General features: G+C 54.9%; 21 protein-coding genes and 3 tRNA genes. 12 read left to right on the forward strand and 12 right to left on the reverse strand.

Going from position 1 to position 18,339, the window contains the following annotated elements:
- Window positions 1-186: 186 nt before the first annotated feature.
- Both ACRDD5_RS18195 and ACRDD5_RS18200 read left to right on the forward strand, forming a co-directional pair.
- Window positions 187-1,734, forward strand: a complete 1,548-nt coding sequence (locus ACRDD5_RS18195; protein ID WP_438677573.1) for a YjjI family glycine radical enzyme — start codon at window positions 187-189, stop codon at window positions 1,732-1,734.
- Window positions 1,709-2,569, forward strand: coding sequence for a YjjW family glycine radical enzyme activase (locus tag ACRDD5_RS18200; protein WP_438677574.1), 861 nt, complete (start codon window positions 1,709-1,711; stop codon window positions 2,567-2,569). Before ACRDD5_RS18195 ends, ACRDD5_RS18200 begins: the two co-directional genes overlap by 26 nt.
- Here the strand turns inward: ACRDD5_RS18200 and ACRDD5_RS18205 are convergent.
- The 8 genes from ACRDD5_RS18205 to ACRDD5_RS18240 form a co-directional block, all read right to left on the reverse strand.
- Entirely contained in the window at window positions 2,564-3,346 is a 783-nt protein-coding gene (locus ACRDD5_RS18205) for a metal-dependent hydrolase (RefSeq protein ID WP_438677575.1), read from the reverse strand. The two genes, ACRDD5_RS18200 and ACRDD5_RS18205, sit on opposite strands and share 6 nt — an antisense overlap.
- The gene (locus ACRDD5_RS18210) at window positions 3,343-4,413 is read right to left on the reverse strand and encodes a patatin-like phospholipase family protein (RefSeq protein WP_271283126.1); all 1,071 of its coding nucleotides are present in this window, start codon (window positions 4,411-4,413) and stop codon (window positions 3,343-3,345) included. The genes ACRDD5_RS18205 and ACRDD5_RS18210 overlap by 4 nt, the downstream gene beginning before the upstream one ends.
- 136 nt (window positions 4,414-4,549) lie before the next feature.
- Window positions 4,550-4,711: a DUF1328 domain-containing protein gene (locus ACRDD5_RS18215; protein ID WP_002887716.1), complete on the reverse strand. Its 162-nt coding sequence runs from the start codon at window positions 4,709-4,711 to the stop codon at window positions 4,550-4,552.
- Window positions 4,712-4,842: 131 nt separating this feature from the next.
- On the reverse strand, window positions 4,843-5,436 hold the full coding sequence (gene osmY, locus ACRDD5_RS18220; RefSeq protein ID WP_438677576.1) for a molecular chaperone OsmY: 594 nt from the start codon (window positions 5,434-5,436) through the stop codon (window positions 4,843-4,845).
- A gap of 303 nt (window positions 5,437-5,739) precedes the next feature.
- On the reverse strand, window positions 5,740-7,329 hold the full coding sequence (gene prfC / locus ACRDD5_RS18225) for a peptide chain release factor 3 (protein ID WP_271283128.1): 1,590 nt from the start codon (window positions 7,327-7,329) through the stop codon (window positions 5,740-5,742).
- Between the two features lie 90 nt (window positions 7,330-7,419).
- Window positions 7,420-8,097, reverse strand: coding sequence for a pyrimidine 5'-nucleotidase (gene yjjG / locus ACRDD5_RS18230; protein ID WP_438677577.1), 678 nt, complete (start codon window positions 8,095-8,097; stop codon window positions 7,420-7,422).
- Between the two features lie 18 nt (window positions 8,098-8,115).
- Entirely contained in the window at window positions 8,116-8,559 is a 444-nt protein-coding gene (gene rimI / locus ACRDD5_RS18235) for a ribosomal protein S18-alanine N-acetyltransferase (protein WP_271283130.1), read from the reverse strand.
- Entirely contained in the window at window positions 8,528-8,941 is a 414-nt protein-coding gene (locus tag ACRDD5_RS18240; RefSeq protein ID WP_271283131.1) for a DNA polymerase III subunit psi, read from the reverse strand. The genes rimI and ACRDD5_RS18240 overlap by 32 nt, the downstream gene beginning before the upstream one ends.
- Window positions 8,942-9,043: 102 nt before the next feature.
- Between ACRDD5_RS18240 and rsmC the strand changes: the two genes are divergently transcribed.
- The 4 genes from rsmC to ACRDD5_RS18260 all read left to right on the forward strand — a co-directional run bounded on the left by rsmC (window position 9,044) and on the right by ACRDD5_RS18260 (window position 10,544).
- Window positions 9,044-10,072 carry a 16S rRNA (guanine(1207)-N(2))-methyltransferase RsmC gene (gene rsmC, locus ACRDD5_RS18245; protein WP_438677578.1) on the forward strand — a complete coding sequence of 343 codons (1,029 nt, stop codon included), beginning with the start codon at window positions 9,044-9,046 and terminating at the stop codon, window positions 10,070-10,072.
- Between the two features lie 149 nt (window positions 10,073-10,221).
- A tRNA-Leu gene (locus ACRDD5_RS18250) sits at window positions 10,222-10,307 on the forward strand.
- A gap of 34 nt (window positions 10,308-10,341) precedes the next feature.
- Window positions 10,342-10,427 (forward strand) — tRNA-Leu (locus ACRDD5_RS18255).
- Window positions 10,428-10,458: 31 nt separating this feature from the next.
- Window positions 10,459-10,544 (forward strand) — tRNA-Leu (locus ACRDD5_RS18260).
- A 40-nt stretch (window positions 10,545-10,584) separates the two neighbouring features.
- Here the strand turns inward: ACRDD5_RS18260 and ACRDD5_RS18265 are convergent.
- Window positions 10,585-10,815, reverse strand: coding sequence for a DUF1435 domain-containing protein (locus ACRDD5_RS18265; RefSeq protein WP_271283337.1), 231 nt, complete (start codon window positions 10,813-10,815; stop codon window positions 10,585-10,587).
- 156 nt (window positions 10,816-10,971) lie between these two features.
- Between ACRDD5_RS18265 and fhuF the strand changes: the two genes are divergently transcribed.
- Window positions 10,972-11,760 (forward strand): siderophore-iron reductase FhuF, encoded by a 789-nt coding sequence (gene fhuF / locus ACRDD5_RS18270; RefSeq protein ID WP_438677579.1) that lies wholly within the window; start codon window positions 10,972-10,974, stop codon window positions 11,758-11,760.
- A gap of 119 nt (window positions 11,761-11,879) precedes the next feature.
- On the opposite strand, the gene ACRDD5_RS18275 is transcribed toward fhuF, so the two are convergent.
- Window positions 11,880-13,223, reverse strand: a complete 1,344-nt coding sequence (locus ACRDD5_RS18275) for a PTS sugar transporter subunit IIC (RefSeq protein ID WP_271283134.1) — start codon at window positions 13,221-13,223, stop codon at window positions 11,880-11,882.
- A 329-nt stretch (window positions 13,224-13,552) separates the two neighbouring features.
- Between ACRDD5_RS18275 and ACRDD5_RS18280 the strand changes: the two genes are divergently transcribed.
- Complete coding sequence (locus tag ACRDD5_RS18280; protein WP_271283135.1) at window positions 13,553-14,011, forward strand: YbaK/EbsC family protein; 459 nt, start codon at window positions 13,553-13,555, stop codon at window positions 14,009-14,011.
- A 42-nt stretch (window positions 14,012-14,053) separates the two neighbouring features.
- Here ACRDD5_RS18280 and bglJ read toward each other — a convergent pair whose 3' ends face one another.
- Both bglJ and ACRDD5_RS18290 read right to left on the reverse strand, forming a co-directional pair.
- Window positions 14,054-14,740 carry a DNA-binding transcriptional activator BglJ gene (bglJ, locus tag ACRDD5_RS18285; protein WP_438677580.1) on the reverse strand — a complete coding sequence of 229 codons (687 nt, stop codon included), beginning with the start codon at window positions 14,738-14,740 and terminating at the stop codon, window positions 14,054-14,056.
- Window positions 14,686-15,420 (reverse strand): helix-turn-helix domain-containing protein, encoded by a 735-nt coding sequence (locus ACRDD5_RS18290; RefSeq protein ID WP_438677657.1) that lies wholly within the window; start codon window positions 15,418-15,420, stop codon window positions 14,686-14,688. The genes bglJ and ACRDD5_RS18290 overlap by 55 nt, the downstream gene beginning before the upstream one ends.
- Before the next feature lie 438 nt (window positions 15,421-15,858).
- Here ACRDD5_RS18290 and ACRDD5_RS18295 point away from each other — a divergent pair, with 438 nt between their 5' ends.
- The 4 genes from ACRDD5_RS18295 to ACRDD5_RS18310 all read left to right on the forward strand — a co-directional run bounded on the left by ACRDD5_RS18295 (window position 15,859) and on the right by ACRDD5_RS18310 (window position 18,267).
- Window positions 15,859-16,635: a threonine/serine ThrE exporter family protein gene (locus tag ACRDD5_RS18295; RefSeq protein ID WP_271283137.1), complete on the forward strand. Its 777-nt coding sequence runs from the start codon at window positions 15,859-15,861 to the stop codon at window positions 16,633-16,635.
- Window positions 16,626-17,099: a threonine/serine exporter gene (locus ACRDD5_RS18300; RefSeq protein ID WP_438677581.1), complete on the forward strand. Its 474-nt coding sequence runs from the start codon at window positions 16,626-16,628 to the stop codon at window positions 17,097-17,099. Before ACRDD5_RS18295 ends, ACRDD5_RS18300 begins: the two co-directional genes overlap by 10 nt.
- Before the next feature lie 63 nt (window positions 17,100-17,162).
- On the forward strand, window positions 17,163-17,804 hold the full coding sequence (locus tag ACRDD5_RS18305; protein WP_438677582.1) for a TetR family transcriptional regulator: 642 nt from the start codon (window positions 17,163-17,165) through the stop codon (window positions 17,802-17,804).
- Between the two features lie 34 nt (window positions 17,805-17,838).
- Window positions 17,839-18,267, forward strand: coding sequence for an organic hydroperoxide resistance protein (locus ACRDD5_RS18310; protein WP_438677583.1), 429 nt, complete (start codon window positions 17,839-17,841; stop codon window positions 18,265-18,267).
- The last annotated feature ends 72 nt before the right edge of the window (window positions 18,268-18,339 follow it).

Below are 18,339 nucleotides of genomic sequence, written 5' to 3' on the forward strand. Positions count from 1 at the left end.
CACTTCGACATTCATCACAGTTAATGAAATACACATACAACTTTGCATAACTGTAATGCGATCAACTTCAAATAATTTGGCTGTAACTGCCGGTTAAAGCACCAGGCACCCGCGCAGGATCAAAGGCGGACGGCGGGACTCTTTTTACACTCTTCCCCACTTTTGCAGCAGAATAAGGAAGCGACAATGTCCACAGCCAGTCCCGATACCCTGCAACAACGTTGCCAGAAAATTGTGACAAGCCCGGTGTTAAGTCCCGAACAAAAACGCCACTTTCTGGCGCTGGAGGCAGAAAATAATCTGCCCTATCCTGCCCTGGCGTCTGAAGCGCGCCTCGCACTGGAAGCCGGGTATATCTGCGATATGTTTGAAGGCCATGCGCCCTACAAACCGCGCTATGTGCTACCCGACTATGCGGCGTTCCTGGCAAAAGGCTCACAATGGCTGGAGCTGGAAGGGGCACAGGATCTTGATGATGCCCTGTCTCTACTCACTATTCTTTACCACCACGTCCCGTCCGTGACTTCGATGCCGGTGTTTCTCGGGCATCTCGATACGCTGCTGCAACCCTATGTTAGAATTCTAACACAAGACGAAGTCGATAACCGAATAAAACGTTTCTGGCGCTATCTCGATCGTACCCTGCCGGATGCCTTTGTCCATGCCAATATTGGCCCGGCGGATGGCCCCATCACTCGGGCAATTTTACGCGCCGATGCAGAACTCAAGCAGGTTTCACCGAATCTGACCTTTATCTACGATCCGGCGATCACCCCTGACGATCTGCTGCTGGAAGTGGCCAAAAACATCTGCGAGTGCAGTAAACCCCACATCGCCAACGGCCCTGAAAATGATAAAATTTTCACAAAAAACCGTTTTGGCGTGGTCAGTTGTTACAATTCCCTGCCGCTGGCAGGCGGCGGAAGCACCCTGGTGCGCCTCAATCTGAAGGCGATTGCGGAGCAAAGCGACGGCGTTGAAGACTTCTTTACCCGCAGCCTGCCGCACTATTGCCAGCAGCAGATCGCCATCATTGATGCCCGGTGTGATTTCCTCTATCAGCAATCCGGCTTCTTTGAGAATAGCTTCCTCGTCAAGGAAGGGCTGATCGAGGCCGACCGTTTTGTGCCAATGTTCGGCATGTACGGTCTGGCAGAAGCAGTGAACGTGCTGTGCGAGAAAGCCGGGCTCAGCGGACGATACGGTAAAGATGCGCAGGCCAACGCGCTGGGGTATCGCATCAGCGAACAGCTGGCCGCCTTTGTAGAAAACACCCCAGTGAAACATGGCTGGCAGCAGCGGGCGATGCTGCACGCCCAGTCGGGGATCAGCTCGGATATTGGCACCACGCCGGGGGCGCGCCTGCCTTATGGCGATGAACCCGATCCCATCAGCCATTTGCTGGCCGTGGCACCGCATCACCAGCACTATCACGCCGGGATCAGCGACATCCTGACCCTCGACGAGACCGTCAAACGCAATCCGCAGGCGGTGGTGCAGCTCTGCCTGGGTGCCTTCCGCGCCGGGATGCGCGAGTTCAGCGCCAACGTCGCGGGCAACGATCTGGTGCGCGTCACCGGTTATATGGTGCGGCTGTCCGATCTGGAAAAATACCGCGCAGAAGGATCGCGCACCAACACCACCTGGCTGGGTGACGAGGCCGCCCACAACACCCGAATCCTGGAGCGCCAGCCGCGCGTGATAAGCCATGAACAGCAGATGCGCTTTAGTTAGTCAGGTTATTCCCTTCTCCTGCGTCGACGGGCCGGGCAGTCGCCTGGCCCTGTTCCTGCAGGGCTGCAACCTGCGCTGTAAAACCTGCCACAACCCGTGGACGATAGGCCGTTGCAACGACTGCGGGGAGTGCGTGCCGCACTGTCCGCACGATGCGCTGAATATCCAGGCCGGACGGGTCTGGTGGGAAGAGAGCCACTGTCAGCAGTGCGACACCTGCCTGCGGCTCTGCCCGCAGCAGGCCACGCCGATGGCGCAGCGCATGAACGTGGAAGAGGTGCTGGCCCAGGTTCGCAAGGTCGCGCCCTTTATCACCGGCATTACCGTCAGCGGTGGCGAAGCCACCACCCAGCTGCCGTTTGTGGTGGCGCTGTTCGCGGCGCTGAAAGCCGACCCGCAGCTTCAGCATCTGACCTGTCTGGTGGACAGCAACGGCCTGCTCAGCGAAACCGGCTGGCAAAAACTGCTCCCGGTGTTTGACGGCGCGATGCTGGATTTAAAAGCCTGGGGCAGCGCGCAGCACCAGTTTTTGACCGGGCGTGATAACGCTACGATCAAGCACAGCATTCGCTGGCTGGCGGCGCATCACCGGCTGAGCGAGCTGCGCCTGCTGGCGATCCCGGACCATAGTGATTATCTGACCCATCGGCAGGCACTGGTGAATTTTATCCGCCGATTAGGCAACGTTCCCGTCAGAATCAACGCGTTTCACGCCCATGGGGTGTATGGCGAAGCCAGTCGCTGGCGCAGTGCGACGCCAGAGGATGTCGAACCGCTGGCGCAAATGCTGGAGAGCCATAGAATCAGGGTGATCCGTCCGGCGCTGTATCTATAGCGGAAGATCGAACAAGGTGCGGGTGTTGTGCAGCAGCGCGTCGGCAATCTCGTCCGCAGGTTCGCGACGCAGTTCACACAGGGTGGCGAATACCCGCGCCACCTGCTCCGGGCGGTTAGGCTGGCCCTGAAACCCATTCAGCGGCATATCCGGCGCGTCTGTTTCCAGTAACAGGGCGGAGAGCGGCAGTTGGGCCATCACATCGCGGGTTTTACTGGCCCGCGAATAGGTGATGGTGCCGCCGACGCCAATCTTATAGCCCATCTCCACAAAGCGCTGCGCCTGCTGCAGGCTGCCCGCAAACCCGTGCACCACTCCGGTACGCGGCAGATCCTGACGCTTAAGGTGCATCGCCATCTTGTCATGGGTGCGTCGCGAATGGAGGATCACCGGCAGATCGTAGCGTTTTGCCAGCTTCAGCTGCGCGTCGAGGATCGTCTCCTGACGATCGAACTGCGGATCCTGACGATAGAGATCGAGCCCGATCTCCCCGATAGCCACCAGCTTGTGTGGCCGCGCGGCGATCGCGGCTTCCAGTTGTTCCAGGTGCGCATCACGATGGGATTCAATCACAATCGGATGCAGGCCGAGGGCGATATACAGCGCCGGAAAGCGTTCGCCCAATTGCTGCACACGCGCCATGCTGGCCACATCAATAGCCGGAACAATAATCGCTTCAACCCCGGCGTCGGCGGCCCGCTGAATGCTGGCGGGTTCATCGTCGGTAAAAGGAGGAAAGTCAAAGTGGCAATGGGTATCAACAAAACGGTAAGTCACGCCTGATCCTCGTTATCAAACAGGGTGTCATTCGCCTGAGGTGCAATCACCAGCGGCGTAATGGCAATGTCGTTGGCCACGCTCGCCGGGGGCACCACCATCGTGGTCGGGGCAAGGATCCGTGCATGCCGCCGCAGCGGGGGTTGTTCGGCCAGTAATTTACCCACCGTGGCGAGGAAATAACGCCCGCACAGGCGACCGGTTTTGTAGTCCTCGCGAAGGGCGGGCACCCTACTGCCCAGCGCCTGACTTCTCAGCGGCCTCGGCGGGTAGATTTCGATGATCCGCAATTTGCCCGGCGGCTTTTCGATAAAGCGCTGAATGGTGTGGTAGCTGGCCTCATGATGCGACACCAGATTGAGCATCGGCTGCAGGCTGCTGTCACCCAGCCAGCGCTCCATCCGCCTCAGCCACTGCGGGGTATAGTACATCTGCGAAGGGACGGTACGGATCACGACGATCGTTTTTGCCCCGCGCCGGGCCGCCTCCTGCACCGGGATCGCATCGCTGACGCCGCCATCCAGATACGAAATCCCATCCAGCAACGCGCCGGTGCGATAGAAACCAGGTATCGCGCTGGAGGCGCGAAGAATATCCAGCCAGTTCTCCTTCAACGGCGAAAAGTAGCCCGGGGTGTAATCATCCCCGCGACACGCACACATCCAGAAGGCTTTGCCGGTATCAAACAGGCGCGAGGCATTATCCATCGCCAGCGGCATCTGGCTGGCGGTAGCATCCAGCAGCCAGTCGAGATCGATAAGATTGCCACCGCGCACAAAGCGCAGTGGGTCGAAGAACTCGCGGGAAGTGGTGTAACGCATGATCACTTTGCGGGCGTAGCCCGGCTGATTGCAGACGTAGGCCGAGAGATTTTGCGCCCCGGCTGAGGTGCCAAAAAAGAGATCGAACGGGTTGAACTGCGCGCGCATAAATTCATCCAGCACGCCAGCCGTGAAGATCCCTCGCTGACCGCCGCCTTCGCACACCAGTGCGACCTGGCCCGGGCGAAAGGGCTTGAGCGCCAACGGCGCAATATTGCCGAGCGTAACCGGAATTCGCTGCCCCACGTGCTTCCCTTTTTTTATTGTTCTGTTACTACACAGTAGCGTAATCCCGCTACATTTCTCAAATTGAGTGAGGCATTTAAAGAAAAAGGCCCCTGTAAAAACAGAGGCCCTTTTGTAAACGTAACGGTAAGCGACGCTATGGACGGCGTCGTCCAGTGAACAGGCTGACCAGGAACAGAATAATACCGACCACGAAGACGATTTTCGCTGCGCCCGCTGCGGTACCTGCCAGACCACCAAAACCCAAAGCGGCGGCAATTAACGCGATAACCAGAAAAATGATGCCCCAACGAAACATAAGACTCTCCTTTACCATAGTTAATGTCGACCGCTGTCCGTGAGCGCTCAGGATGCTCACTGCGATGTCCATCTCATTCTTAAATTCTTATCTCGCCATCTGGCCGTAGCCAGATGGTCAAATTGTAGACTTTATTTTACTTTCAGATCGTTTTTGACACTTTTCACGCCATCAATGGCTTTGGCAATACTCTCGGCACGGTCGCTTTGCGCGCTCGAATCCACGGTACCGCTCAGCTGAACGACGCCATCGGTTGTTTCAACTTTCACTTTGCGCGACGGGACGATGTCATCAGCCAGCAGCTTGGCTTTCACTTCGCTGGTGGTGGCGGTGTCACCGGCATAGCCCTTGGCGGTGGTCTCTTTACCGTCACGTACGTGCAGTTTGTCGCTGACGGAGGCTACGCCCTCAACACCTTTCGCCACGGTCACAGCCTGTTCAGCCTGCGCCTGGCTCTCAACGAAGCCGCTCAGGGTGACAACACTCTTATCCGTTTTAACGGAGATGTCGGTACTCTTGATGTTCTCATGATCAACCAGGGCCGCTTTCACCTTCGCCGTGATTGCGCTGTCATCCATGTAGTTACCGACTTTATTCATTGAGCTATCGATTTTTTCCCCTGCGGTATTGGTGGTGGATTCCGCCATTGCAGAGCCGCATACCAGTGCACTACCCATCATTACCGCCAGCAGAGTTTTCGAAATGTTCAGTTTTTTAGTATTCATCGATGTATTCCTTTGGTTTGCTCCGAATTCGAGCGATACATATCTGTTTAAGTAGCCATTCATACTACCAATCAACACTCGGGCAAGATGACGACCTTATCAACACGTATTGAGTAGAGCTTTCATCTGCGCCCGGTGCTAAACACTGAGTTAAATATAGATCACAATCCGAGGGCTGCTTTTAGAATTGGTTAAAAAACGAGCAGTAATGGGCAAAAGGCGATGAATTAAGAAAATTCCGCAAGGGATTAATAAGGCTGGGATTTAAGAAGAGCACGGCGGCTGCCGTGCTCTGGGACGGAATTAATGCTCGCGCGTTTTGCGGAACTGCACGTCAGGGTAACGCTCATGCGCCAGGTTCAGATTCACCATGGTTGGGGCGATATAGGTCAGGTTATCGCCGCCGTCGAGGGCCAATTGGATCTCGTTCTTACGCTTAAATTCTTCGAATTTCTTCACGTCAGAACATTCAACCCAGCGCGCTGTCGCCACGTTGACCGATTCGTAAATCGCTTCAACGTTGTATTCGCTCTTCAGACGGGCAACGACCACGTCGAACTGCAGCACACCCACCGCACCCACAATCAGATCGTTGTTGGAGATTGGACGGAACACCTGGACCGCCCCCTCTTCCGACAGCTGAACCAGACCTTTCAGCAGCTGTTTCTGCTTCAGCGGATCGCGCAGACGAATACGACGGAACAGCTCCGGCGCGAAGTTCGGAATACCGGTGAACTTCATCATCTCGCCCTGGGTAAAGGTATCGCCAATCTGAATGGTGCCGTGGTTATGCAGGCCGATGATATCGCCCGGATACGCCTCTTCAACGTGCGAACGGTCACCCGCCATAAAGGTCAGCGCATCGGAGATCACCACGTCTTTGCCGGTACGGACCTGACGCAGCTTCATGCCTTTTTCATATTTACCGGACACCACGCGCATAAACGCCACGCGGTCACGGTGTTTCGGGTCCATGTTGGCCTGAATTTTAAACACGAAGCCGGTGAACTTCTCTTCGCTGGCGACCACTTCACGGGTGTCGGTTTTGCGCGGCATCGGCTGTGGCGCCCATTCCACCAGGCCATCCAGCATATGGTCTACACCGAAGTTACCCAGCGCGGTACCGAAGAATACCGGCGTAATTTCACCGCTCAGGAACAGCTCTTTGTCGAACTCGTGGGAGGCGCCTTTCACCAGCTCCAGCTCTTCGCGCAGCTGCTCTACCAGCTCTTCGCCGACCGCTGCGTCCAGATCCGGGTTATCCAGACCTTTAACAATGCGCACTTCCTGGATGGTGTGACCTTTACCGGTCTGATACAGATAAACTTCGTCTTTATAAAGGTGGTACACGCCTTTAAACAGCTTGCCGCAGCCGATTGGCCAGGTGATAGGGGCACAGGCGATCTTCAGCTCACGCTCCACTTCATCCATCACTTCCATCGGATCGCGGATGTCACGGTCAAGTTTGTTCATAAAGGTCAGGATCGGCGTATCGCGCAGACGGGTAACTTCCATCAGCTTACGGGTACGGTCTTCTACACCTTTCGCGGCATCGATCACCATCAGGCAGCAGTCCACCGCCGTCAGAGTACGGTAAGTATCTTCGGAGAAGTCTTCGTGACCCGGGGTATCCAGCAGGTTCACCAGGCAGTCGTGATACGGGAACTGCATCACGGAGGTGGTAATCGAGATACCACGCTGCTTTTCCATCTCCATCCAGTCGGATTTCGCATGCTGGCTGGAGCCACGGCCTTTTACCGTACCGGCGGTCTGGATTGCCTGTCCGAATAACAGCACCTTTTCGGTGATGGTGGTTTTACCGGCATCCGGGTGAGAAATAATGGCAAAAGTGCGGCGTTTGGCCACCTCTTGCAAAAAAGGAGACAACGTCATAATCAAATCTTCTTTTAAAAGCGCGGCAGTAAGCCACGCATCATGAATACGAAAATGCGGCTATTTTACCCATCAATGGGGGGCAGGCAATCAATGTTTACACAGGAGTTGCTCCAGTTCGCTCAGGGAGGTCACGGTCCAGGTGGGAGTGATCCCCTCCGGCAGGGCGCGGTTGTGCGCATTCAGCCAGCAGGTAGAGAGTCCGGCATTGATACCGCCAAGGATATCCGACTCTGCCGTATCACCCACCATCAGTACTTTTGCCCGATCCGGGTTGCCCGCCTGTGCCAGCGCGTAGTCGAAGATCCGCGCGGCCGGTTTTGCCACGCCCACCTGCTCGGAGATCACTAACAAATCAAAATAGTCACGAAAACCGGTCCGCTCAAGGCGGATCTGCTGCAGTGCGGTAAAACCGTTGGTAATGATGCCAAGCCTGGCTTTTCCTTTCAGGGAGTCCAGCAGCGACGCCGCTCCCGGAAGCGGCGCGCAGATGGCGGCCATCGCATTCAGGAACGCATTGTTTAAGTCACCCGCCGGGACGCTAAGGCGCTCAGACCACCCCTGGAAACGCTGATTCTGCAGCTGTAACGCGCTAATGGCGCCGTTCTGGTAATCCACCCACAGCGGTTTGTTCACCGCCTGGTAATCCTGGAAATCTTCAGCGGTGAAGGTCACGCTGTAGTCGAGAAACATCCGCTGTAAGCCGCCATACGCGTCAAAGGTAAACAGCGTTTCGTCGGCATCAAAAAAAATCCAGTCCCAGTTCATCGTTACAACCTTATTTTGTTATCCAAGCGGCAGAGCCATGATGATGGCGTCTTCACGTCCTTCTGCGGTGGGGTAATAATTGCGGCGAAGGGTCGCTTGATTAAAGCCCAGGCTTTCATAGAGTTTGATCGCCGCAGTGTTTGAAGCCCGCACTTCCAGCCACAGGGTGAAAACGTCCCGGGCTTCCAGCTCGCAAATTAAATGTTCCAGCAGTTCCCTGCCCAGCCCACGACGCTGGAAAGCCGGATCGACGGCAATGTTAAACAGCGTGGCCTCATCAAGCACCACCTGGGTGATAGCGAATGCGGCAAGCTGGCTGTCGACATCAAGGCGATAGTTCAGATAACGCTCGCCCTGGTTGCTGGCAAAGGTTTTTTCACTCCACGGAAAAGCGTGGGCGCGTTTTTCGATGTCAAAAGCCTGGGCTAAATCAGTCGTCGTGAGGGAAGAAATTGTGTTCATGTTCGCAGATTTGTTGCCACAGCGCGCGACGTGCCGCCGGGTTTACTTTAAGTTCGTCCAGCACCGGAGTGGTCAGCGTGCCACCCTCCAGTGCCATGTCTTCTGCTACACCAAGCTGCCAGCTGTTGCATCGGCTGCCTTGCGGGAGCATCGCGACGCGGTCTGGCGTCAGTTGCAGCACCTGATCGGTGTCCACGTTCAGGGCACGGAGCACGTCAGTAATCACCGGTTCGCTCAGGGCCGGCAGGCTCTGCGCCACCATCACCAGACGGATGTGCGCGGGAAGCGAGATGGCGATTTCGCCCTGTAAGGCCGCCGGGCGACGCAACGCCCACTGGGTGATGCCCAGCTGCTGTAATTGCCTGTCTCGTCGGGATGCCATTACCAAAACTCCTGTCTGTCAGGCGCGTAAATATACCAAACTCGTCGAATCTGCGCCAACAAACAACTATAATCCGTCCCCTTATTCCTTGAGGAGTTTTTCATGTCTGCATTTACCCCGGCAAGTGAAGTCTTGCTGCGCCACAGTGATGATTTCGAACAAAGCCGTATTCTGTTTGCCGGAGATATGCAGGATGACCTGCCTGCTCGTTTCGACTGCGCCGACAGCCGCGCGCATACCCAGCAATTCCACCACTGGCAGCTGCTGAGCCGTCAGATGGAAGAGCGCGTCCGCTACAGCCTGGTGGCGGAAGAGAGCGATGTGGCTGACTGCGATACGCTGATCTACTACTGGCCTAAGAACAAGCCAGAAGCCCAGTTCCAGCTGATGAACCTGCTCTCGCTGCTGCCGGTGGGCTGCGATATTTTCGTGGTCGGAGAAAACCGCAGCGGCGTGCGCAGTGCCGAGCAGATGCTGGCGGAGTACGCCACGTTGAACAAAATCGACAGCGCGCGTCGCTGCGGCCTGTATCACGGTCGTCTGGACAAGAAGCCCGCGTTTGATGCAGAAAAATACTGGGGCGAATATCAGCTCGATGACCTGACCATTAAAACCCTGCCGGGCGTCTTCAGCCGTGATGGTCTCGATGTGGGCAGCCAGCTGCTGCTCTCCACCTTTACGCCGCACACCAAAGGCAAAGTGCTGGACGTAGGCTGCGGCGCGGGCGTGCTGTCCGTCGCGCTTGCCAGCCACTCGCCAAAAGTGCGTTTGACCCTGACTGACGTCAGCGCCCCGGCAATCGAAGCCAGCCGCGCTACGCTTGCCGCAAACGGCATCGAAGCCGAGGTATTTGCCTCTAACGTCTTGTCCGAAGTGACCGGTCGCTTCGATATGATTATCTCCAACCCACCGTTCCATGACGGGATGGAAACCAGCCTCGAAGCCGCACAGACCTTGATCCGCACCTCGGTTCGTCATCTGAACAGCGGCGGCGAGCTGCGCATCGTGGCCAACGCCTTCCTGCCGTATCCAAAAGTGCTGGATGAAATCTTCGGCTTCCACGAAGTGCTGGCGCAGACGGGCCGCTTTAAAATTTACCGCGCAATCATGACCCGTCAGGCGAAGAAGTAACCTTTGACGTCAACAAATCGGCCTGATGGATAAATCAGGCCGAATTTGCAGCAATCACAACATCCCGCTCATTTATCTGTTGACGAAAATCTGAAACTCTCTAGAATGCGCCTCCGTGGTTACGATACTTTTTTGGGTATCGATGGTATGCGAAGGTGGCGGAATTGGTAGACGCGCTAGCTTCAGGTGTTAGTGTCCTTAGGATGTGGGGGTTCGAGTCCCCCCCCTCGCACCAATAACCATGTAGTAAATGATATCGCTTGCACTGGGCGAAGGTGGCGGAATTGGTAGACGCGCTAGCTTCAGGTGTTAGTGTCCTTAGGATGTGGGGGTTCGAGTCCCCCCCCTCGCACCAACGAGGCGATATCAAAAAATAAGATGACTGTGCGAAGGTGGCGGAATTGGTAGACGCGCTAGCTTCAGGTGTTAGTGTCCTTAGGATGTGGGGGTTCGAGTCCCCCCCCTCGCACCAATTATCTTATCTCTCTCCCGATGTTCCCTTCTGAATTTCTTTATTTCAAACTCATTGCAATCACCCACATGCCCGCAACCAGCGCGACGCACGATGGTAGCAACACAAAATGCCGCAGCTGTTTATGCCAGATCATGGCGGATGAAATCAGCAAGCCCGAGACGATAATCACTTTCCAGACCATCAGCGAAAGATCGGTATACGCCAGGCCGGTAATCATCGCTCCCGGCAGTAACACTCCCCACCCACTCCCCAACGCTCTGCTCAGCATAATATCTCTCTCGTTTCGATAATGATAACCAATATCATATGACATAATTTCTCATCTGTCAGCCTGCCAGCAGATTGTGTAAAAAATCTTGCGATTGGCGCGGCCTATAGTTAGGATTGGCAATCATTATCATTTAGATTTCTATCCAGTCCGCTTATGGCCATACGTTCCGCACAAGCCGTTGACAGTCTTATCTGGCACACCCGTCTTCCGTCCGGGCCTTCTGCGCTCGCGGATGCGATGCGTGACGCGATCACCGAGACCCGTGCGCACCTGCTGGATTTCATTAAGCTGGACGAACCCCATCCTCATACCGCCCTGACGCTGGCCCAATGGCGACGTCCGAGCGAATTGCAGTCGCTGCTGGCTATCTACTCCGATCATATCTATCGCAACCAGCCGACCCTGACGCGGGAAAATAAGCCGCTGCTGTCGCTGTGGGCGCAATGGTATATCGGGCTGCTGGTGCCACCGCTGATGCTGACGCTGCTCACGCAGGATGTTGCGCTGGATGTCTCTCCGGAACATTTCCACGTTGAGTTTCACGAAACCGGGCGCGCCGCCTGCTTCTGGATTGACGTGCATGAAGATCGCCAGACAACGGTACTCTCAGCGCAACAGCGGATGGACGTGCTGATTACCCGTGCGCTGATCCCGGTGATCGAGGCGCTGGAAGAGACGGGTGAGATCAACGGCAAACTTATCTGGAGCAATACCGGCTATTTAATTCACTGGTATCTGAACGAGATGAAACCGCTGCTGGGTGATGAGAAAGTGGAAGCGCTGCGCCAGGCATTTTTCTTTGCCCGCCAGCTGTCGGATGGCCAGGACAACCCGCTTTTCCGCACCGTGGTACCGCGTGACGGGCTGCTGGTTCGCCGTACCTGCTGTCAGCGCTATCGCCTGCCAGATGTACAGCAGTGCGGTGACTGCACGCTGAAATAGTTTCATGAATGGTGAGTGCGGTCTGGTGCCCTCACCCTCTCCCTCTCCCTCTCCCTCTCCCACCGGGAGAGGGTACACACATTTAAAACGGCAACCTTTTGGTTGCCGTTTTGCTTTTATTACGCCACCTGCTGACTCTCTTCTTCTGCCCGCTGTGCCTCTTCCGCTTCCTGCTCCAGCAACTGCTTCTCGTACACTTTAAAGAACGGGTAGTAGATGATGGCAGAAACCAGCGCTAACAGCACAACAAGTACCGCCGCGCGGAAATCCCAGCCCAGCGCCCACGCCGCACCCACGGGTGCCGGTGCGGTCCAGGGTACGACGGAAATCACACGACCAATCAGATCCAGCTTCATCGCCGCCCACGCCAGCACCGCATTCACCATCGGTGCCAGCAGGAACGGAATGAAGAACACCGGGTTCATTACGATTGGCGTACCGAAGATCACCGGTTCGTTGATATTGAAGATACTCGGCACAACGCTCAGACGGCCAATCGAACGCAGGTGCGCTGACCGGCTGCGCAGATAGCAGAACACCAGCCCCATCGTTGCCCCGGAACCGCCAATGACGATAAAGAACGTCCAGAACGCTTCCATGAAGATATGCGGCAGCGGCGCGCTCTGTGCCAGCGCCGTCTGGTTCATCCCCAGGTTGGTGAGCCAGAACATCTGCAGCATACCGGAGACAATCGCCGCCCCGTGGATCCCCGCAAACCACAGCAGGTGACCAATCAGCACCGCCAGCAGAATGGCAGGCAGTGAGTCAGCCGCGGAAACCAGCGGTTTAAAGATCGCCATAATCGCCTGCGGGATCAGCATGCCAAACTCAGACTGAATAAACAGGCTCAGCGGATACAGCGTGAGCACTACCACCAGCACCGGGATCAGCAGGTCGAAGGAGTTCTTGATCATCGGCGGCACCTGCTCAGGCAGGCGAATACCAATGTTGTGCGCTTTCAGAAAACGCATCATCTCCACACAGTAGATCGCCACCAGAATTGCGGTGAAGATCCCCGTACCACCCAGGCTATCAACCGGCAAGGTGCCTTTGGTTTTGGGTGCCGCCACCAGCAGAAACGCCATCAGCGACAGCATGGCGCACATGAAGGGATCGAGCTGATGCGACTTAACGTAATGCTTGCCCAGGTTGTAGGCGATCGCCGCGCAGATGTAGAGGGACATCACGCCCATCGTCATATCAAACGGGGTCAGGATCTGGCCCTCAAACTGCTTCGCCATGTCCAGCCAGGCCCGGGCAAAACCCCAGGTGGTCTCCGGCGAAAACGGCGGATAGGCAAACACCAGCAAGAACGAGCCGACAATCATAAACGGCATCGCAGAGATAAAGCCGTCGCGGATCGCCATGACGTGACGTTGGGAAGAGATACGTCCGGCAATAGGGCTGACATAATTTTCGACAAAACGGAATATCAGGTTAAACGCAGCATGGTTGGTAGACATAACGGCTCTCCTCTCAGACGATCGTTTCGGGCGCTGTCACGCCGTACGTTGTTCCATATACCACTTTCACCACCTTGCTGGTTCGCTTACCAGCGGTACTGCTCAAACGGCCAGGTTTCATAGTCGACTCTTATTATGGGATACAGGGGAAATGACGTAATCAGTATTAATCCCTGCTCAGCGGTTCTGCAACCGGTTACTGTAACCGGTTTCCGTGAATGTGAAGAGGATCCAGAAATCGCTGATACTGGATGTTTTTTACTTGAGGGATATTAAGAGAGCATAATTTCATATGACGGATTACGCAGAGTATTTTTCTGGAGGAAACAATGAGTTTGCAGTCTGTGCGCCAGTTTTTTGCCGATCACGCTCCGGACATTGAAGTGATTGAGCTTGGTCAGAGTACAGCCACCGTTGCACTGGCTGCCGAGGCGCACAACGTCGCGCCGGGTCAGATAGCAAAAACGCTGTCGCTGAAAATTAAAGATGAGGTGATCCTCGTGGTCGCCAAAGGTGATGCCCGCCTCGATAACAAAAAGCTGAAGCAAACATTTGGCGCAAAAGCCCGAATGTTGAGCAGCGACGAAGTGGTCACCGTAACGGGTCACCCTGTTGGCGGGGTCTGCCCCTTCGGGCTGGAAAATCCGCTGTCGGTGTTTTGCGATATTTCACTGAAACAGTACGACGAGGTACTACCTGCAGCAGGGGCTATTCACAGCGCGGTGCGTATCTCCCCGGAAAGGATGGCGGATATTACCGGTGCACAATGGGTAGACGTCTGTCTGTGAGGGCTGCGCCAGAACCTCTGGCGCAAATTTGTTAATACTGCACTATGAATGCAGCGTGGAAAGAAAGCGCGGTGTGCGTTGATCTGCCACCGGGAAGTGCGTCAGGATATCCCCCGCGTCCAGCAATCCTACATCCGAACGCACACCGAGCTTCACCATGGCGTTAAACTTATGCGCGCGAATGGTTTTGATGTTCCGATCCAGCCGAAGCGCAATTTCGGGGATGGAGAAACCGCAAGACATAAACTGTAAAATGGCGCGCTCGGTCGGACTCAGCAACCGGACACGATGCATATTCCTGGGGCTGATCATGCTGTCACTCGAACGACAACTCTCGTTGAGTAATTTGCCGAGTTGATCCTTCAATATTACCAGCGGATCCGATTTGAGGATAAGCCCATGCAGATGTGAAGGGGAAAGCTGTTCAATCAGGCTCGCTTCTTGACCGTCTGATGCCAGAACAATGCGCTGAGTTGTACTGTGCGACAAAGCCAGTTCTTTAATACACTCCAGGCAATTACGACGTTCTTCTCGCTTATCCGTTAATGAATAAATTAATGAAGAATAAGAAACAGAATTAAGTGATGACTGGAAAGTTTTTAAGTCTTTAAAAAAATGTAACGTAAAGGTGTTAAGTATCGGGCTGGTAAAAAGGTGTTTCAGACCCACAGCACTCATGATGCACTTTTCGACGATAGCGATATGCCTCGTTGCGGCGCTCTTTTCCATTCGTCTTGATCTCCATTGGCTGAGAATAAACTCAGCTCTTTAATTCCCTTGGTGCTGTTTATCCACGCAAACATTTCGGCATTGCTGCGTAAAGAGAGCCTTCTCATCGCGCTATTCTTTTGCGCGCTCACCGTTTTATTGCTCTTCTTGAGTAACGCGGCGATCTGGTTAATTCCCCAGCCTTTTCCCAATAAGCGTAATACCTTACGTTCAGAAAATGTCAGCATGACATCATCACGATCGTCTTCGAGTTCTTCCGCGTTGGGTTTGAGCAGCGACTTGCTGACACGTTCGGCGCTTTCGCTTCCGGCCTTGATTACGTTGATCACTACGTCAACAGACTCCATCTCGGAAAGAACCGTACTCTGTGGTCGTATTAATAATTCAACAGCAAGGGGATAGAAGACGCGCGGGATCATAAATATCCAGTGGATATCCCTGTACTGATTCTGTAGTGAACAATATTGCTCACAAACCTGGCGAGGATTTCGCAGAACACCCGAGAAATCGGCAATAATTACGGTGGCACGGCGTAACTGAAGAAGGGTCAAATCTTCATAAGAACGGCAATATGAACATTCATATTCTTGAAAACAATGTGACAGAACTCCACCCAAACCGGTTTGTATAATGGGGGATTTGCTGATGATAATTGCATGCTTACAACTCAATGGGGACATATGCGCTCCGAATCCATTCATACGTCTGCCCGGCGCATTCATTCATTTGAATTACCCGAACCTTTGACGGGACGCCGTGTAACGTAATCTATTATCCTTGTTTTTAGCTGAGTAAAATGAGAGAGCAAATAAAATTGTTCATCGCAGATTTAGACACTGCCAAAACTGGTATGTATGATAGCATTAATTGCTAATTTATTATTCATGATGATTTTCAAAATCATAATTCAGCTAATCTAAATATAAAATGCATGTCAATATAATCACAAAAAAACATAATATTTAATAATTACTTATTCATTTAAGTCTGCTTTTTGAAAATACATGATTACCGCGATCGACCTAAACCTTGATCTGATCCAAGGCAAGCACCACCGGGTTGTGTTCTAAAAGTAAGCATTCCGGATCATTTAACAGCACTTTTCCTCAGGGCAACCCATGCAGGCAGATCGGTCGTCACAGCGCGTTGTTACGCGGCTGTGTATTCAGTGCGGACTTTTTTTATTGCAACACGGTGCAGAAAGCGCCCTGGTCGAGGAGCTCTCCACCCGGCTGGGGCTGGCACTGGGCATGGACAGCGTAGAAAGCGCGATCTCATCAAATGCGATTGTGCTCACCACCATAAAAGACGGGCAGTGTCTGACCTCAACGCGCAAAAATCACGATCGTGGGATCAATATGCACGTAGTGACCGAGGTGCAACATATCGTGATTATGGTGGAACACAAGCTGCTGGATGCGCAGGGCGTCGAAAAACGCTTCAACCATATCAAACCGCTGCGCTATCCGCGCTGGCTGGTGGTGCTGATGGTGGGCCTGTCATGCGCTTGCTTCTGCAAGCTGAACAACGGCGGCTGGGATGGCGCGGCCGTCACCTTTGTCGCCAGCACTCTGGCGATGTATGTGCGCCAGCTGCTGACACACCGGCACCTGCACCCGCAAATCAATTTCTGTATCACCGCCTTTGTCGCCACCACGGTATCTGGCCTGTTACTCCGGCTGCCGACGTTCGCCGCGACCCCGACCATCGCCATGGCCGCCAGCGTGCTGCTGCTGGTGCCGGGCTTTCCGCTGATCAATGCCGTGGCCGATATGTTTAAAGGGCACATTAATACCGGCCTGGCGCGCTGGGCGATTGCCAGTTTACTGACGCTCGCCACCTGTATCGGGGTGGTGATGGCCATGACCTTGTGGGGACTTCGCGGATGGGCATAATCGATTTTCTGTGGGCGCTGGCGCAGGACATGGTGCTGTCCGCCATCCCGGCAGTCGGCTTTGCAATGGTGTTTAACGTACCGCGCCGCGCCCTGCCCTGGTGCGCCCTGCTGGGCGCTATCGGTCACAGCTCACGGATGGCGATGGTGGCCGCCGGGGTGAATATCGAATGGTCGACCTTTATGGCCTCGATGCTGGTTGGCAGCATCGGCATTCAGTGGTCGCGCTGGTATCTGGCCCACCCAAAGGTCTTTACCGTTGCGGCGGTGATCCCAATGTTCCCAGGCATCTCGGCTTACACGGCGATGATCTCCGCAGTGAAGATCAGCCATTTCGGCTACAGCGAACCGCAGATGATCCTGCTGCTGACCAATTTCCTGAAAGCCTCCTCGATTGTCGGGGCGCTGTCGATTGGCCTGTCGATACCCGGTCTGTGGCTCTACCGCAAACGTCCGCGGGTTTGAACATTGTGTTATCACGCTGCCATGGCGATAATCCGGTCTTCTTTGGCTAACTAAGGAACGGATGTGTCTAACCCTGGCAGCGAACTCTCCGACAACCCCGACGGAACCAGCCTGAAGGACAAAATATTTCTCAGCGGCCTGGCGCTGTTTGCCGAGTATGGGCTCAACGGTGCCCGCATGGAGCAGATCGCCGAAAAGGCGGGAACGACCAAGCGCATGGTCGTTTATCACTTTAAGACTAAAGAAAATCTGTACCTGCTGGTGCTGGAGTACGTTTATACCCAGATCCGCGCCAGCGAAAAGCAGCTCAGTCTGGACGACATGCCGCCGGTGGAAGCCCTGGTGCAGCTGGTTGAAACCACCTTTGATTATCACACTGACCATCCGGATTACATCCGCATTATCTGCATGGAGAACATGCAGCGCGGGCGTTTTATGCAGCAATCGGCGCTGTTACGCCAGGTAAACCGCAGCGCGCTGGAGCTGCTGGAGACCATCCTCGAACGCGGAAAAGCCAGGCAGCTGTTTAACCCGACGGTCAACGCCCGCGATTTACACCGCCTGATTAGCAGCTTCAGCTTTCACTATGTCGCCAACAGCTACACCTTTACCCTGCTGTTTGAAGAGGGTGCCGATGAGCAGGCCCAGCGCCAGCACTACCGAAAAATGGCAGTTCAGGTGGCCTTGCGTTATACCTGTCCTTAATGCTCGTACACAACCGTAAAATAAGGAAACCGTCATGTCTTTAGATAACGTTGTCTATACCGCCAAAGCCAAAGCCACCGGGGGCCGTGATGGCCGCGCCACCTCGTCAGACGGCGTACTGGATGTCAAACTGGGCGTGCCCAAAGAGATGGGCGGGGCGGGCGGTGAGGTCACCAACCCGGAACAGCTGTTTGCCGCAGGCTACTCGGCCTGTTTCCTGGGGGCGATGAAGTTTGTTGCCGGACGCGACAAAATCAGCATGCCGAAAGACGCGTTTATCGAAGGCGAAGTCGGGATCGGCCCGCTGCCAACCGGATTTGGTATCGAAGCAAAGCTGAATATTCACCTGCCGGGGATGGACGCCGCCGAGGCGAAAAAGCTGGTTGATGCGGCCCACATTGTCTGCCCTTACTCCAACGCCACCCGCAACAATATTGACGTGACGCTGAACATTATCGCGTAATGTGCCGGGGGCAGAGAGAGGGGATCAGATCCCTGCCTGCCCCCTCCTCTCTGTGCTACCATAAGCCCATAT

Source organism: Silvania sp. (genome assembly GCF_051656365.1).
GTDB classification, from domain to species: Bacteria; Pseudomonadota; Gammaproteobacteria; order Enterobacterales; family Enterobacteriaceae; genus Enterobacter; species Enterobacter hatchlandensis.